This window comes from Ralstonia pickettii (assembly GCF_030582395.1).
Lineage (GTDB): Bacteria > Pseudomonadota > Gammaproteobacteria > Burkholderiales > Burkholderiaceae > Ralstonia > Ralstonia pickettii_D.
This window is the reverse complement of the sequence record NZ_CP104381.1, coordinates 3,416,188-3,430,458: the sequence shown is the minus strand read 5'-3', so window position 1 is coordinate 3,430,458 and position 14,271 is coordinate 3,416,188. Positions and strand designations below refer to the sequence as shown.

The following is a 14,271-nucleotide window of genomic DNA, read 5'->3' as shown; positions in this document are numbered from 1 at the left end:
CCTTATCGCGCCACGTGAGCGAACCACCCGACCAAGCGCGTTGCCGTCGCGGCCCACAATGGCCGCACGAGCCAGCATGCCGCGGCCCATGCCAGGATCACCACGATCAGATCGCAGTGGCCGCTCTTCCACAAGTTCAGGGAATGGCGCCCCCAGATCCAGGGCACGCCTAACGGATTCGGCCAATCCGCCAGCAGGTGCATCAGCCCGCCGCAGGCGAAGCCGAACAGCAGCGGTGCCCACAGATGGGCGTGGCCCAGCGCCTGGTATGACAGAACCAGCGCCGCCAGCCAGCCGATGCCCCAATGGGTGGCGGTGCGGTGCGTGATCCAGAGACGACGGGCGCGGGTCCACCAGGCGACCTCCATCCAGTCAGGCGCAGTGCTGCCGGCCACCGCCGCGCAAAACGCCAGGATGCTGCCGAGATGTTCGAGAGACGTATGGGAAGCCTGTGCGACGACGGTGGCGGCAATCAACCCTGCTGCCCAACCCGTCGCGTGATGGGCAGCATTGGAGGCCATCGACGTGATGCGGAAAACGAAGGACCGCATCTTCGCAATGGCGGCTTGCCAGGACAAGCCAAAAATTGCGACAAATTGCTAGCCGACTTGCAGCAACAGGCCCTTGAGGTATTCGCCTTCCGGGAAGCTTGTCAGCAGCGGGTGGTCGACGCCGCCCGCCAGCCGGCGCTGGATACGCGCCGTGACCTTGGCATCCGCCGCCGCGCCCGCGACGATCTTTTGAAACAAGTCTGCGTCGATTGCACCCGAGCACGAATACGTGAACAGCAGGCCGCCCGGGCGCAGCAACTGCATGCCGACCAGGTTGATCTCCTTATACGCCCGTGCCGCGCGATCGACCTGCTGCGCCGAGGCCGCAAACTTGGGCGGATCCAGCACGATCAGGTCGAACTGACGGCCTTCCGCGCGGAAGTTGCGCAGCGACTTGAAGACGTCCGCGTCCAGCCATTCGGCGCGCGCCGGATCGAAGCCGTTGAGCGTGACGTTGCGCTCTGCCACCGCCAGCGCCTCGCCCGACGAGTCGATCGACACCACCGAGCGCGCTCCGCCCTTGAGCGCCGCCAGCGAAAACCCGCCCGTATAGCAGAAGCAGTTCAGCACATCGCGATCGCGCGCCAAGGCGCCGACGAGCGCGCGGTTGTCGCGCTGGTCCACGTAGAAACCGGTCTTGTGGCCTTCGCGCACGTCCACGTAATAACGTACGCCGTGCTCGGTGGCCGACAGATCGGCGGGCGGCTCGGCGCCAGCCAGCACGCCGGTCATCTGCTCCAGGCCTTCGCGCTCGCGCACGCTCACGTCCGACCGTTCGTAGACGTTCGGGCAACCCGTCTCTTTGATGAGCGCGGCGACGATCGCCTGTTTCCAGTGCTCCACACCGGCGGCGCTGAACTGGCAGACGAGCTGGCCAGCATCGCCCGTGCCGTACTGATCGACGATTAAGCCCGGCAGGCCGTCGGCTTCGCCCATGACGAGGCGCACGGCGTCGGTGTCGTGCACCCACGCGCGGCGGTACGCCACGGCCGCGGCAATGCGGCGCTTGAAGAACGCGTGGTCGACGGGCTCCGATTCATCAAAGCTCCACACGCGCGCGCGAATCTGCGAAACGGGGCTGAACGCGGCGCGCGCCAGAAACTGGCCGTTGTGCGCGCGCACGATGACGGTCGCGCCGGAGGCCGGCTTGCCCTCCACGCGATCGATGGCGTTGGCGAAAATCCACGGGTGCCGGCGCAGCAGCGAGCGCTCCTTGCCGGGCTTGAGAATCAGGGTTTGCATACGACTGGGATGGTTCGCCCGGCAAAGCGGGCAGCGCTACTTCTTCTTCGCGCGGGGATGCGCCTGATCGTAGATCTTGGCCAGGTGCTGAAAATCGAGCGAAGTATAAACCTGCGTACTCGCGATGCTGGCGTGGCCGAGCAGTTCCTGCACCGCACGCAAATCGCCCGATGACTGCAGCATGTGCGTGGCAAACGAATGCCGCAGCACGTGCGGATGCACATCCGCCGGCACACCTGCCGCGATGGCGTTGCGCTTCATGCGCAATTGAATCTGCCGCTGCGCCAACCGCTTGCCGCGCGGCGAGAGAAACAGCGCGTGCGCGTCTTCGGGTGCCGCGTCCGGCTTGGCAAGCTGCGCGCGCACCGCCAGCCATGCGGCCAGCGCCTCCGCCGCCTTGGTGCCCACCGGCACGGTGCGCCGCTTGCTGCCTTTACCAAGCACCTGCACTTCGCGGGCCTCGAGGTCGAGCCAGCTCGCCGATTCATACGCGCCGGCCTTCACGTGTCGCATATCCAGGCTCACGAGTTCGGAGAGCCGCAAGCCACACGAATAGAACAACTCGTTGACGGCACGGTCGCGAACCGTCTCGGGATCGTCGCCAGGCAGTTGCTCCATCAGCGCGACGGCCTGCTCGACGGACAGCGCTTTCGGCAGTCGCTTCGGGCTCTTCGGGGCGCGTACGCCATCGACCGGGTTGGCGGTGACGGCGGCATCGCGCAGCGCCATCCATTTGAACCAGCCGCGCCACGCCGACAGCGCCCGCGCAATGCTGCGTCCCGACAAGCCGTCGCCATGCAGTTGCGCCATCATGCGACGAATGTGGTGCGACTGCAGTTGCGTCAGGTCGATATTGGCGGCGTGCTGCGCACCGAGGCGCTGCAGCACGGCCAGCTCGCGGGTGTAGCTCTCCAGCGTGTGCGGCGAGAGCTGCCGCTCGAACTTCAGCGCATCCAGGTACGCCGCAATCTGCGGATGCGGCGCTTGAGCGCCATGGTCATCGGCGGATGCAGATTGCGGCATGCGGCGGGCTGCGCTCAGTCGCGCAGGCGGTTGAGCGCGGCAGCGGCCAGTTCGCCGATCTGCGCGAGGTAGGTCGTGCCCATGCCGTCATGGAAGCGGCGGGCGTCCGGCGAGCCGAGTACCAGCAGGCCGAAAGCTGGCGCGGCGCTGGCATCGGCATCGCCACGCACCGGCACGCGCAGCGTGACGATCGCGAGCGATTCGATCGGTGCGCCGCCGGTATCGGTCGTATCAAGCCAGCCGGCGGCTTCAAAGCCGGCATTGGCGCCGCAATACGGCGCGCGCAGGCCGGTCGCAAACAGGCGCACTTCCTCGCTCACGCCCTGCGCGACTTCCAGATGCGCGAATTCTTCGCCGACCTGCCACACGCGTAGCGCCACGGCCGGAACGTCAAAGATTTCACGCAGGCCATCCTGCACGGCATACGGCAGCGCATGCGTGTCGGCCTCGCCCAGCAGGCGCGTCGTCCATGCGTGCACGCGCTGCTGCGTGCGGTCGTTCTCGTTGCCGTGGCGCATCAGGTCCGACAGCTTGAGTTCGAGGTGCTTGTTCTTGTCGCGCAGGATCTCCATCTGGCGCTCCTGCAGCGACACGGCGCGATGGCTGTGCGGGCTGGTGAGCTGGATGGCGGCCAGCAGCTCCGCATGCTCTTCAAAAAAGGCCGGATGCGCCTGCAGGTAGTTGGCGACGTCTTGTGCGTTCATCGTGGAGGTGCTCATCAGGCTGCGCCCAGTTTTTTCTTCAGCAGATCATTGACTTGTGCGGGGTTGGCCTTGCCGCGCGTGGCCTTCATGGCCTGGCCGACCAGCGCGTTGAATGCCTTCTCCTTGCCGGCGCGGAATTCCTCGACCGACTTGGCATTGGCTGCCAGCACGTCGTCGATGATCTTCTCCAGCTCGCCCGAATCCGACATCTGCTTCAGGCCCTTCTCGTCGATGATCGCATCGGCATCGCCACCGTGCTCGCCTGCCCACATGGCGGGGAAGACGTCTTTCTTGGCGGTGTTGTTGCTGATCGTGCCGTCGGCAATGCGTGCGAGCAGCTTTGCCAGCTGTGCAGGCTTGACCGGTGCGGCATCGATGTCCAGATCGGCGCGGTTCAGGTTCGAGGCAACCTCGCCCATGATCCAGTTGGCGGCGGCCTTGGCGTTCGCAGCGCCGGCATCCGCCACGACGGCCTCGAAGTAGGCGGCCGTCGCCTTGGTGGCGGTGAGGATGCTGGCGTCGTACTTCGGCAGGCCGTACGCCGACTCAAAGCGGGCAGCCATGGCCGCCGGCAGCTCGGGCAGCGTGGCACGCACGCGCTCGATCCAGTCGTCGCCGATGACCAGCGGCAGCAGGTCGGGATCCGGGAAGTAGCGGTAATCCTGCGCGTCTTCCTTGCTGCGCATCGAGCGCGTTTCCTTGCGGTCCGGATCGTACAGGCGGGTTTCCTGCACCACGGTGCCCCCGTCTTCGATCAGCTCGATCTGGCGGCGCACTTCGTAGTTGATCGCCTCTTCCAGGAAGCGGAACGAGTTGAGGTTCTTGATTTCGCAGCGTGTGCCGAACGGCGCATCCGGGCCCGGGCGCACCGACACGTTCGCGTCGCAGCGGAAGCTGCCTTCCTGCATGTTGCCGTCGCAGATGCCCAGCCACATCACGAGCGCATGCAGCGCCTTGGCGTAAGCAACGGCCTCGGCCGCGCTGCGCATGTCGGGCTCGGTCACGATTTCCAGCAGCGGCGTGCCGGCGCGGTTCAGGTCGATCCCGGTCATGCCGGCAAAGTCTTCGTGCAGCGATTTGCCCGCATCTTCTTCCAGATGGGCGCGCGTGAGCTGCACGGTCTTCTCATAACCGGGCTGGCCGTTCTTGCCTTCCACCTGGAAGGTCAGCGTGCCGCCCTGCACCACCGGAATTTCGTACTGGCTGATCTGGTAGCCCTTGGGCAGATCGGGGTAGAAGTAATTCTTGCGCGCGAAGATGCTTTTGGGCGCGATCTTGGCGCCGATGGCCAGACCGAACACGATGGCGCGCTCGACGGCGCCTTTGTTCAGCACCGGCAGCACGCCCGGCAGCGCCAGATCAACCGGCGCCGCCTGCGTGTTGGGCGCCGCGCCAAAGGCGGTGGACGCGCCGGAGAAAATCTTCGAGACCGTCGAGAGCTGCGTGTGCGTCTCGAGGCCGATCACCACTTCCCATTGCATGTTGCGTGTGTCCTGTCGATTGTTGTGGTGTGAATGTCTAGGTACTCAGGTGTTCAGGTAATCTGGTGTTCTTGCCTGGCTGCGATCACGGGTGCGGCGCATCGAGCCACGCCGCGAGCTTCGCGAACGCGGCCTCGCGCGCTGCCGGATCGCCACCGACGGTGACCGTTCCATAGCGACGTCCCTTCGGGATGCCGTTGCGCTCCTTGACTGCGGCGGTGCCGTCGAAGCCGTGATACGCGCCGCCAAACATGTCCAGCTCGAAACGCGCCTGCGGCTGCCGCGCCAGGACGGCAGTCTGCAGCGCCTGGCAGTGATCCGCCGGGGTCCAGTCGTCGTTGCCGCCGGCCAGCAGCAGCAATGGCGCATTCAGCCGATAGTCCGGCCGCTTCTGCGCCGATGCACAGCCCGGATAGAAGGCCACCGCGCGATTGACGGCAGGCGTATCGGCAGGCCAGGCGCGGCTGGCATCCACCGCCTCCAGCACGGCCTGCGCGCCGTTGGACCAGCCGAGCAGGACGATGCGGCGCGCATCCACGCCCGGCTGCCCCGCCACCCAGCGGATCGTCGCCAGCACGTCGGCGCGGCGCACTGCGCCGTTGATATCGCGCGTGGCCGTGCGTTCGGTGCAGATGCCGTGCGGTCTGCCGCGCGGGCCGAAGCTGTCGGGAAACACCACCGCGTAACCCCGCGCACCCAGCCACTGCGCATACCCCCGATAGCGCGAGCCCAAGGCCTTGGCATCCGCACCGGCCTGCGTATAGAGGCCGCTGCAGCCGTGCAGCGCGATCACCACCGGCGCGCCGGTCGCAGGGGCCTTGACCGGCGATGCGACCCAGTAGGCGGTCAGCGTTTGCGGCGCATCCTCGGCGTCTTTCATGGACGCACGGGGAATCTCCACCGTCTGCACGCCCAGCTCGGCCGACGATGGTGCACGCGCAGCCGGCATATCCGGCAGAGCGCCTTCGGCGTCCGGCGTCGGTTGCGCGACCGCATGCAGCGCCAGGGCGCCGGCCAGCGCCGCCAGCACGCGAAGCGATCTATGCATCACCGGGCATTGCGGGCGCATTGGCCCGTTTGCGGGTCGAACATCACCGGCCACGCTTCTTCATAGATGCCGGGCGTGCAATGCGCTTCACAGTTGGCGTGTGCCAGCGTGACGCGGCGCGGGTCCTGCCAGACCATCAGCGTGCAATTGCCGTTGCGCTCGCGCAGCTCGATGCTGGGGCGGCGCCTGGTCTGCTGGAACGTCGACAGGTCGAACTGACACGAACCGCGCCGGCCGACCCACAACTGCCATTGCATGGCGCTGACGTTGTTGTCGGCCACGGTGAGCGTCGCCTGCTCGCGGAAACCGTCTTCTTCGGTCTGGCTGCAGTAGCCGTTGATGTCGATGCGGCGGTCGGAGATCGGCGGCGGCTTCGACGGGCGGCTGATGCCCGGAATCGATGGCAGCGGAATCGGCACGCACGCCGCCAGCAGGCCGGCGGCAAGCGCCAGCCCGAGTGCAGTGCGGATGCGGTGGTTCATGCGTGCCTCCTGCGTGGAGCGGACGTCTGGATGGGCCTCAGGCCGCAGGCTGGCGGTTGTGCCAGTCGGTCGCCTGCTGGAACGCGTGCGCGATCTGCAGCATGCGTGCCTCTTCAAAATAGTTGCCGATGATCTGCAAGCCAACCGGCAGACCGTTGGCGCCGAAACCGGCCGGCACGCTCATGCCCGGCAGGCCTGCCAGGCTGGTCGACAGGGTGAAGATGTCTTCAAGGTACATCTGCACCGGATCATCGCTCTTCTCGCCGATCTTCCAGGCAACGGTCGGGGCGACGGGGCCCATGATCACGTCGCACTGCGCGAATGCATTCTGGAAATCCTGCGCGATGATCCGGCGGATCTTCTGCGCTTGGAGGTAATAGGCGTCGTAATAGCCGTGGGACAGCACATAGGTGCCCACCAGGATCCGGCGCTTGACCTCCCAGCCAAAACCCTCGGCGCGCGACTTGCGGTACATGTCGGCCAGATCGCGGTATTCCGCCGCGCGGTGACCGTAGCGCACGCCGTCAAAGCGCGACAGGTTGGACGACGCCTCGGCCGGGGCGATCACGTAATACGTCGGGATCGACAATTCGGTCTTCGGCAGGCTGATGTCGACCAGCGTGGCGCCGAGCTTTTCCAGCTCGGCCAGCGCGGCGCGCACCGTGGCGCGCACGTCGTCGGCCAGGCCTTCGCCAAAATACTCCTTGGGCAAGCCGATGCGCAGACCGGCCAGCGGGCGCGCAGCATCGGCGCCTTGCAGCGGCTGCCCGAGCAGGCGGCCGAAATCTTCCACATCGCCGCCGCGGCCGGGTTCCAGGCTGGTGGAATCGCGCGGGTCAAAGCCGGCCATGGCAGACAGGAGCAGCGCGCAATCCTCGGCCGTGCGGGCCATCGGGCCGCCCTGGTCCAGCGATGAAGCGAAAGCGATCATGCCGTAGCGCGACACGCGGCCGTACGTCGGCTTGATCCCCGTAATGCCCGAGAACGATGCCGGCTGGCGGATCGAGCCGCCCGTGTCCGTCCCCGTTGCAGCGGGCACCAGATCGGCCGCCACCGCCGCGGCGGAGCCGCCCGACGAGCCGCCCGGCACGTGCTCGAGGTTCCACGGGTTCTTGACCGCGCCGAACGCCGAGTTCTCATTGGACGAACCCATCGCGAATTCGTCCATGTTGGTCTTGCCCAGCGTCACCATGCCGGCCGCCCCCAGGCGCTCGACGACGGTGGCGTCAAACGGGCTGGTGTAATTGCCGAGCATCTTGGAGCCCGCCGTGGCACGCCAGCCGCGCGTGACGAACACGTCCTTGTGCGCGATGGGCACGCCGGTCAGCGGTGCCGCGTTGCCGGCCGCAATGCGCGCGTCGGCGGCCCGCGCCTGGGCAAGCGTCGCCTCGGCGTCGACATGGGTAAAGGCATTGAGGTGCGCCCCCGCCTCGATGCGCGACAGGTAATGGCGCGCCAGTTCCTCCGCCGAAACCTCCTTGGCGGCGAGTTGGGCGGACAGGGCTTTGATCGTGGATGCGGTCATCGAATACGTTCGGATGGGCTGCCGGCAGCGGCCGGCGACGTCGAATGGAGTGGGCTCAAGACCAGCGCGGACGCGCCGTTTACGCGGATTACCGCGGGTTACTCGATCACCTTGGGCACAAGGTACAGGCCGGCCTCGGTGGCCGGCGCGCATTGCTGGTAGTCGGCGCGGCGGTCGGCCTCGGTGACGGCATCGTCGCGCAGACGCTGCGCTTGCGCCTGAACCTGCTCGATCGGGTGGGCCATCGGCTCGATGCCGGTGGTATCCACGGCCTGCATCTGCTCGACCAGCGAGAAAAACTGGTTGAGCTGCGTGAGGGTTTGCGCGGCCTCGCCCTCGGAGACTTCGATACGGGCGAGATGGGCGATGCGTTTGACGTCGGAGAGTTCGAGTGCCATCGGAATGGGTCAGTGAGTGCAGCGGCGGGCGGGCAACGTGCGGCAAGCGACGGCTACTGCGCGCAAGGGGCGCCCAGGTTGGGCCCCGACAGCGCCGATTTGCCGCAATTTCGGCGCCAAACGCCCGCCGAATACCCGCAGATTGCCCGAATTATAAGGTATGATTGCCGACTAAATTTCTAAGTCAGCAGGCGACTTCGTGCAGTCACGGACCCTCTGATTAAGTACCCCGGGAACCTCCCGGCAGTCGCACCGTCAGCATCAGGCGACACTTAATCAAAGGTTCCTTGGGGGCCCCCTCTCCGGGTGGCCCAGCCTCGGCAGGATGGCCAGTGCCACGGCACCCCACCGTCGATCACCACGGAGCCCGCGACATTCCCGGGAGCGCAGTAGCAGGATCGGACCGCATGGCATGCCCTTGCGACGTCCGCGCGTAGGTGCAGCCGTAGCACCGCAATCCTGCTGCTGGGCCGCCCATGACTCGAAAAACAGGATTCATTCGATGTTTGGCTTTTTGCGCAGCTATTTCTCCAACGATCTTGCGATCGACCTCGGCACCGCCAACACCCTGATCTACGTCCGCGACAAGGGCATCGTCCTTGATGAGCCGTCGGTGGTGGCCATTCGCCAGGAAGGCGGCCCGAACGCCAAGAAGACCATCCAGGCTGTCGGTAAGGAAGCCAAGCAGATGCTGGGCAAGGTGCCGGGCAATATCGAGGCGATCCGCCCGATGAAAGACGGCGTGATCGCCGACTTCACCGTCACCGAGCAGATGCTCAAGCAGTTCATCAAGATGGTGCACGACACCAAGCTGCTGCGCCCGAGCCCCCGCATCATCATCTGCGTGCCGTGCGGCTCGACCCAAGTCGAGCGCCGTGCCATCCGTGAGTCGGCGCTGGGCGCCGGCGCATCGCAGGTCTACCTGATCGAAGAGCCGATGGCCGCTGCGATTGGCGCCGGCCTGCCGGTGTCGGAGCCGTCGGGCTCGATGGTGGTGGACATTGGCGGTGGCACCACGGAGGTGGGCATCATCTCGCTGGGCGGCATGGTCTACAAGGGCAGCGTGCGCGTGGGCGGCGACAAGTTCGACGAGGCCATCGTCAACTACATCCGCCGCAACTACGGCATGCTGATCGGCGAACAGACCGCCGAAGCCATCAAGAAGGAAATCGGCTCGGCCTTCCCGGGTTCGGAAGTGCGCGAGATGGAAGTGAAGGGCCGCAACCTGTCGGAAGGCATCCCGCGCGCCTTCACGGTGTCGTCCAATGAAATTCTGGAAGCGCTGACGGATCCGCTGAACCAGATCGTCTCGTCGGTGAAGATCGCCCTGGAACAAACCCCGCCGGAGCTGGGTGCCGACATTGCCGAGCGCGGCATGATGCTCACCGGCGGCGGCGCACTGCTGCGCGACCTCGACCGCCTGCTGGCCGAAGAAACCGGTCTGCCGGTGCTGGTGGCCGAAGATCCGCTGACCTGCGTGGTGCGCGGCTCGGGCATGGCGCTCGAACGCATGGACAAGCTCGGCAGCATCTTCTCGTACGAATAACGGGACCATGCGCCACGCCGATCCGCGTTCCGCTGTTGCGACCGATTTCGTGACTGTCGTTCTGGTCACGCCAGCCGCCTTCGCGGACCGCTGAGATGCGTCTCGCGCCGGTGCGCCGTGCTCCGCCCACCCAGGGCTTCGGCACCGCACCAGCGCCACACCCAATCTGCTGCCGGCAGGCCGTTGACCTTGACGTTGACCGTCACGCGTCTGCCGTGCCCATTTGAAGCGTCCGGGTCATGGATTACTCCCCGCCGCCCCTCTTCAAGCAGGGCCCGTCCGCCACCGCGCGGCTGGTCGCCTTGCTCGCGCTTTCGCTTGCGTTGCTGGTGATCGATGCCCGCATGTCGGTGCTGGGCGTGGTCCGGCAAGTCGTGTCGGTCATCCTGTACCCCATCGAGCGCCTGGTGCTGATTCCACGCGATACGGCACGCGCCGCGCTCGAATACACGCAGTCGTCCACCAAGCTGGCCGTCGATAACCGCAGCCTGCGCGAATCGGCGGTTGCCCAGGCGCAGCAATCGCTGCGCGCCTCGCAGCTCGAAGCCGAAAACCGGAATCTGCGCACGTTGCTGAATCTGAAGCAGCACGCCGCGGTGCCCACGGTAGCGGCCGAAGTCCTCTACGAAGCACGTGACCCTTATACGCAGCGCATCGTGATCGATCGCGGCTCGAAGGACGGCGTGCGCGCGGGCTACCCGGTCATCGATGACCGCGGCGTGGTCGGCCAGGTGACGCGCGTATCGCTGTTCGAATCGCAAGTCACGCTGCTGACCGACAAGGACCAGGCGATCCCCGTGGAAGTGGTGCGCAACGGCCTGCGCAGCGTTGCCTTTGGCGGTGCCCGGCCGGGCGCGCTGGACCTGCGTTTCATGGCCGCCTCGGCCGATTTGCAACAGGGCGACCTGCTGGTCACGTCTGGGCTGGATGGCGTCTATCCGGCTGGCCTGCCGGTGGCGCGTATTTCGCAAATCGAGCGCAAGGCCGATACCGCGTTCTCGCGCGTGATTTGCGAGCCGGTGGCCGGCATCCGCAGCAACCGGCACCTGCTGATCGTGAAGTACGAATCGGGCTTCCCGCCGCCGACAGACCTGTCGCCCCCGCCTGCCCCGAAGGGCAAGAACGCCGCTCGCGACGCCCGCGAAGAGAAGGACCGCGCCGCACGCGCGGCCGCCGAAGCCAACGTGCCGGCGCCCGCGGCAGCAGCCGAAGAAAACGCCCCGCCGCCGCGCCCGACCGACGCCGACGGCAACCCGCTGGACACCGATTCAGCGCAAAAACGCTGAAGCGAGGCCATCGATCATGAACTCGCCCCAATACCTGCTGCGCCCGGTCAACCCTGGCTTCATCGCGTTCAGCTTCGTGCTGGCGTTTCTCTTCAACCTGATGCCGTGGGGCCACATGCAGTGGATTCCCGATCTGGTGGCGCTCGTGCTGGTGTTCTGGAACATCCACCAGCCGCGACGTGTGGGCATGGTGGTGGCTTTTCTGCTCGGCCTGCTGATGGACGTGCACGAAGCACGTCTGCTGGGTGAACACGCGATGGCCTACACGATGCTGTCGTACTTCGCGATCACGATTCACCGGCGCGTGCTGTGGTTCTCGGTACTGTCGCAGGCGCTGCACGTGCTGCCGCTGCTGGTGCTGGCGCACGCCGTGCCGATCGTCATCCGACTGCTGATGGGCGCGCACCTGCCGGACTGGCAGGTCATCCTGCCGCCGCTGATCGAAGCTGCCCTCTGGCCGTTCGCCAACGCCTTCCTGCTGGCGCCGCAGCGTCGCCCGGAAAGCGTCGACGAAACCCGGCCCATCTAAGGCGGCCGATCTGATGCACTCCGCTATTCGCCTTCACCTGGCATGACCGAAATCCGCAACGTCGAACAGGAGCTGTCGCGCTTCCGCCTGCGGCTGGCGGCGGCCGCCCTGTTCGTGCTCGTCTGCTTCGGGCTGCTGCTGGCGCGCTTCTTCTGGCTGCAGCAGGTCAAGCACGAGCAGTACTCGGCCAAGGCGGAAGACAACCGCATCTCGGTCGCGCCCATCGAGCCCAACCGCGGCATCATCATGGACCGCAACGGCGTGGTGCTGGCGCGCAACTATTCTGCCTACACGCTGGAGATCACGCCTTCCAAGCTGCAGGACACGCTCGATAACACGATCGACCAGCTTGCCCAGGTGGTCGATATCCAGCCGCGCGACCGCCGCCGCTTCAAGCGTCTGATGGAAGATGCGCGCAGCTTCGAAAGCCTGCCGATCCGCAGTCAGCTGACGGACCAGGAAGTCGCGCGCTTTTCGGCGCAGCGCTTCCGCTTTCCGGGTGTGGATGTGCATGCGCGGCTGTTCCGCCAATACCCGCTGGGCGACTCGGCGTCGCACGTGATCGGCTACATCGGCCGGATCTCCGAGCGCGACCTGGACCGCATCGACAACATGAGCGATGCCAACAGCCAGCCGGGCGTGGCGTACGACCCGCGCAAGGATTCCAACAACTACAGCGGCACGGAATACATCGGCAAGGTCGGTATCGAGCAGAGCTACGAAACCGAGCTGCACGGCCTGACCGGCTACGAAGAGGTGGAAGTGAGCGCGGGCGGGCGGCCGATCCGCACGCTGTCCACCTCGCAGGCAACGCCGGGCAACAACCTGATCCTGTCGCTCGACATCAACCTGCAGCGGCTGGCCGAGCAACTCTTCGGCAACCGGCGCGGCGCCCTGGTGGCGATCGAGCCGGAAACGGGCGACATCCTCGCCTTCGTCTCCAAGCCAACGTTCGATCCGAACCTGTTCATTGAAGGGATCGACAGCGCAACCTGGAATGAGCTGAACAACTCGCCGGACAAGCCGCTGCTGAACCGCCCGCTGCGCGGCACGTATCCGCCCGGCTCGACGTACAAGCCCTTTATGGCGCTGGGCGCGCTGGAGCTGGGCAAGCGCACGCCGCAGTGGGGCATGGCTGACCCAGGCTCGTTCACGCTCGGCAATCACACCTTTCGCGACGACGCGCCGGGCGGGCACGGCTGGGTCGACATGTACCGCTCCATCGTGGCGTCGTGCGACACGTATTACTACCGGCTCGCCAACGACATGGGCGTCAATGCCATCCACGATTTCATGAAGCCATTCGGCTTCGGGCAAGTCACGGGCATCGACATCGAAGGCGAGCGCACCGGCATCCTGCCCTCCACGGACTGGAAGCGCAAAGCCTACAAGCGCCCGGAACAGCAGAAGTGGTACGACGGCGAAACGATCTCGCTGGGCATCGGCCAGGGCTACAACAACTTCACCATCCTGCAGCTCGCGCATGCGATTTCGACGCTGGCCAACAATGGCGTGGTGATGAAGCCCCACCTGGTGAAGGCGGTTGAAGATTCGCTGTCCAAGTCGCGCTCGCTGACGGTGCCGACGGAGAGCTACCGGATTCCGCTCAAGCAGGCCAACATCGACGTAATCAAGCGCGCCATGGTGGGCGTCAACCAGGCCGGCACGGCGGCCAAGGCGTTCATCGGTGCGCAGTATGTGTCGGCGGGCAAGACGGGCACGGCGCAGGTGTATTCGCTGGGCAAGAACGAGAAGTACAACCACCACGCCATTCCTGAAAACAAGCGCGACCACGCACTGTTCGAGGCGTTTGCGCCGGCGGACCATCCGAAGATCGCGCTGGCGCTGATCGTGGAAAACGCGGGCTTCGGCGCTGCCTCGGCCGCGCCGATTGCACGTGCGGTCATGGACTACTACCTGACCGGCAAGTGGCCCGCCGAGCTGGCTGCCACCGCGCCGAAACCCCAGCAGCAACCGCCGGTGGATACGCCGAGCGTGTTCTCGACGGGCAAGACGGCCACCATCGCCAGCGCGACTGCCGCGCCGGCGGTGGCTGCAGAGCCGGCATCCGGGGTCACATCCGCTTCAGGCACGGCAGCCTCCTCCGCCACTGCCGTGGCCGCCGCTTCGGCGCCGACCGCGTCGTCGGTTCCGGCGGGCGCCGCACGCAGCGTGCCGCCGCTGTCGCCCGACCTGCTGGCACCGGCCCTGCGCGAGGCCGGCACCAGCGCCGAAGCTGTCGCCCCGGCCACGCTGGACGCCCAAGTGCTGCAAGCGCTGTCGCATGCACAACCGGCACCCGAACTGCCGCCGCGCGGACGGGGCAACGCCGCCGCACCGGCTTCGGCTCCGGCCACCACCCCCAAGGGTGCGAAGGACGCCAAGCCCGGCAACAAGCCGGCGTCGAAGCCCGCGCAGAAACCGGCCTCCAAGCCGGCCGCGCCCTGATATTTGCG

At 66.4% G+C, this 14,271-nt stretch carries 13 protein-coding genes; 4 read left to right on the top strand and 9 right to left on the bottom strand.

Annotation, left to right across the window (positions count from 1 at the left end):
• Positions 1–2 precede the first annotated feature (2 nt).
• The 9 genes from N5B55_RS16505 to gatC form a co-directional block, all read right to left on the bottom strand.
• Entirely contained in the window at positions 3–521 is a 519-nt protein-coding gene (locus N5B55_RS16505) for a metal-dependent hydrolase (protein WP_304539815.1), read from the bottom strand.
• Between the two features lie 78 nt (positions 522–599).
• Positions 600–1,793 (bottom strand): class I SAM-dependent rRNA methyltransferase, encoded by a 1,194-nt coding sequence (locus N5B55_RS16500; protein ID WP_027678674.1) that lies wholly within the window; start codon positions 1,791–1,793, stop codon positions 600–602.
• Positions 1,794–1,829: 36 nt separating this feature from the next.
• The gene (xerC, locus tag N5B55_RS16495; RefSeq protein WP_304538714.1) at positions 1,830–2,816 is read right to left on the bottom strand and encodes a tyrosine recombinase XerC; all 987 of its coding nucleotides are present in this window, start codon (positions 2,814–2,816) and stop codon (positions 1,830–1,832) included.
• Positions 2,817–2,830: 14 nt separating this feature from the next.
• Entirely contained in the window at positions 2,831–3,520 is a 690-nt protein-coding gene (locus tag N5B55_RS16490; RefSeq protein ID WP_015856085.1) for a DUF484 family protein, read from the bottom strand.
• A 14-nt stretch (positions 3,521–3,534) separates the two neighbouring features.
• Positions 3,535–5,001, bottom strand: a complete 1,467-nt coding sequence (gatB, locus tag N5B55_RS16485; RefSeq protein ID WP_178961106.1) for an Asp-tRNA(Asn)/Glu-tRNA(Gln) amidotransferase subunit GatB — start codon at positions 4,999–5,001, stop codon at positions 3,535–3,537.
• 85 nt (positions 5,002–5,086) lie between these two features.
• Positions 5,087–6,049 (bottom strand): dienelactone hydrolase family protein, encoded by a 963-nt coding sequence (locus tag N5B55_RS16480; RefSeq protein WP_304538713.1) that lies wholly within the window; start codon positions 6,047–6,049, stop codon positions 5,087–5,089.
• Positions 6,049–6,531 carry a hypothetical protein gene (locus N5B55_RS16475; RefSeq protein WP_015856082.1) on the bottom strand — a complete coding sequence of 161 codons (483 nt, stop codon included), beginning with the start codon at positions 6,529–6,531 and terminating at the stop codon, positions 6,049–6,051. Before N5B55_RS16475 ends, N5B55_RS16480 begins: the two co-directional genes overlap by 1 nt.
• A gap of 37 nt (positions 6,532–6,568) precedes the next feature.
• Positions 6,569–8,056, bottom strand: coding sequence for an Asp-tRNA(Asn)/Glu-tRNA(Gln) amidotransferase subunit GatA (gatA, locus tag N5B55_RS16470; RefSeq protein ID WP_178961103.1), 1,488 nt, complete (start codon positions 8,054–8,056; stop codon positions 6,569–6,571).
• A 98-nt stretch (positions 8,057–8,154) separates the two neighbouring features.
• Complete coding sequence (gatC, locus tag N5B55_RS16465; protein WP_004628291.1) at positions 8,155–8,454, bottom strand: Asp-tRNA(Asn)/Glu-tRNA(Gln) amidotransferase subunit GatC; 300 nt, start codon at positions 8,452–8,454, stop codon at positions 8,155–8,157.
• A gap of 502 nt (positions 8,455–8,956) precedes the next feature.
• Between gatC and N5B55_RS16460 the strand changes: the two genes are divergently transcribed.
• From N5B55_RS16460 to mrdA, 4 genes are all read left to right on the top strand, one after another.
• Positions 8,957–10,000 carry a rod shape-determining protein gene (locus N5B55_RS16460; RefSeq protein WP_004628293.1) on the top strand — a complete coding sequence of 348 codons (1,044 nt, stop codon included), beginning with the start codon at positions 8,957–8,959 and terminating at the stop codon, positions 9,998–10,000.
• Positions 10,001–10,239: 239 nt separating this feature from the next.
• On the top strand, positions 10,240–11,286 hold the full coding sequence (gene mreC / locus N5B55_RS16455) for a rod shape-determining protein MreC (protein ID WP_065860079.1): 1,047 nt from the start codon (positions 10,240–10,242) through the stop codon (positions 11,284–11,286).
• 16 nt (positions 11,287–11,302) lie between these two features.
• Complete coding sequence (gene mreD, locus N5B55_RS16450) at positions 11,303–11,815, top strand: rod shape-determining protein MreD (RefSeq protein ID WP_015856079.1); 513 nt, start codon at positions 11,303–11,305, stop codon at positions 11,813–11,815.
• A 42-nt stretch (positions 11,816–11,857) separates the two neighbouring features.
• Positions 11,858–14,263 (top strand): penicillin-binding protein 2, encoded by a 2,406-nt coding sequence (gene mrdA, locus N5B55_RS16445; RefSeq protein WP_178961102.1) that lies wholly within the window; start codon positions 11,858–11,860, stop codon positions 14,261–14,263.
• Positions 14,264–14,271: the final 8 nt, after the last annotated feature.

Coding starts and splice junctions, on each gene's coding strand:
- N5B55_RS16505 (WP_304539815.1), bottom strand. CDS start 521: ATGGCCTCCAATGCTGCCCATCACGCGACGGGTTGGGCAGCAGGGTTG.
- N5B55_RS16500 (WP_027678674.1), bottom strand. CDS start 1,793: ATGCAAACCCTGATTCTCAAGCCCGGCAAGGAGCGCTCGCTGCTGCGC.
- xerC (WP_304538714.1), bottom strand. CDS start 2,816: ATGCCGCAATCTGCATCCGCCGATGACCATGGCGCTCAAGCGCCGCAT.
- N5B55_RS16490 (WP_015856085.1), bottom strand. CDS start 3,520: ATGAACGCACAAGACGTCGCCAACTACCTGCAGGCGCATCCGGCCTTT.
- gatB (WP_178961106.1), bottom strand. CDS start 5,001: ATGCAATGGGAAGTGGTGATCGGCCTCGAGACGCACACGCAGCTCTCG.
- N5B55_RS16480 (WP_304538713.1), bottom strand. CDS start 6,049: ATGCATAGATCGCTTCGCGTGCTGGCGGCGCTGGCCGGCGCCCTGGCG.
- N5B55_RS16475 (WP_015856082.1), bottom strand. CDS start 6,531: ATGAACCACCGCATCCGCACTGCACTCGGGCTGGCGCTTGCCGCCGGC.
- gatA (WP_178961103.1), bottom strand. CDS start 8,056: ATGACCGCATCCACGATCAAAGCCCTGTCCGCCCAACTCGCCGCCAAG.
- gatC (WP_004628291.1), bottom strand. CDS start 8,454: ATGGCACTCGAACTCTCCGACGTCAAACGCATCGCCCATCTCGCCCGT.
- N5B55_RS16460 (WP_004628293.1), top strand. CDS start 8,957: ATGTTTGGCTTTTTGCGCAGCTATTTCTCCAACGATCTTGCGATCGAC.
- mreC (WP_065860079.1), top strand. CDS start 10,240: ATGGATTACTCCCCGCCGCCCCTCTTCAAGCAGGGCCCGTCCGCCACC.
- mreD (WP_015856079.1), top strand. CDS start 11,303: ATGAACTCGCCCCAATACCTGCTGCGCCCGGTCAACCCTGGCTTCATC.
- mrdA (WP_178961102.1), top strand. CDS start 11,858: ATGACCGAAATCCGCAACGTCGAACAGGAGCTGTCGCGCTTCCGCCTG.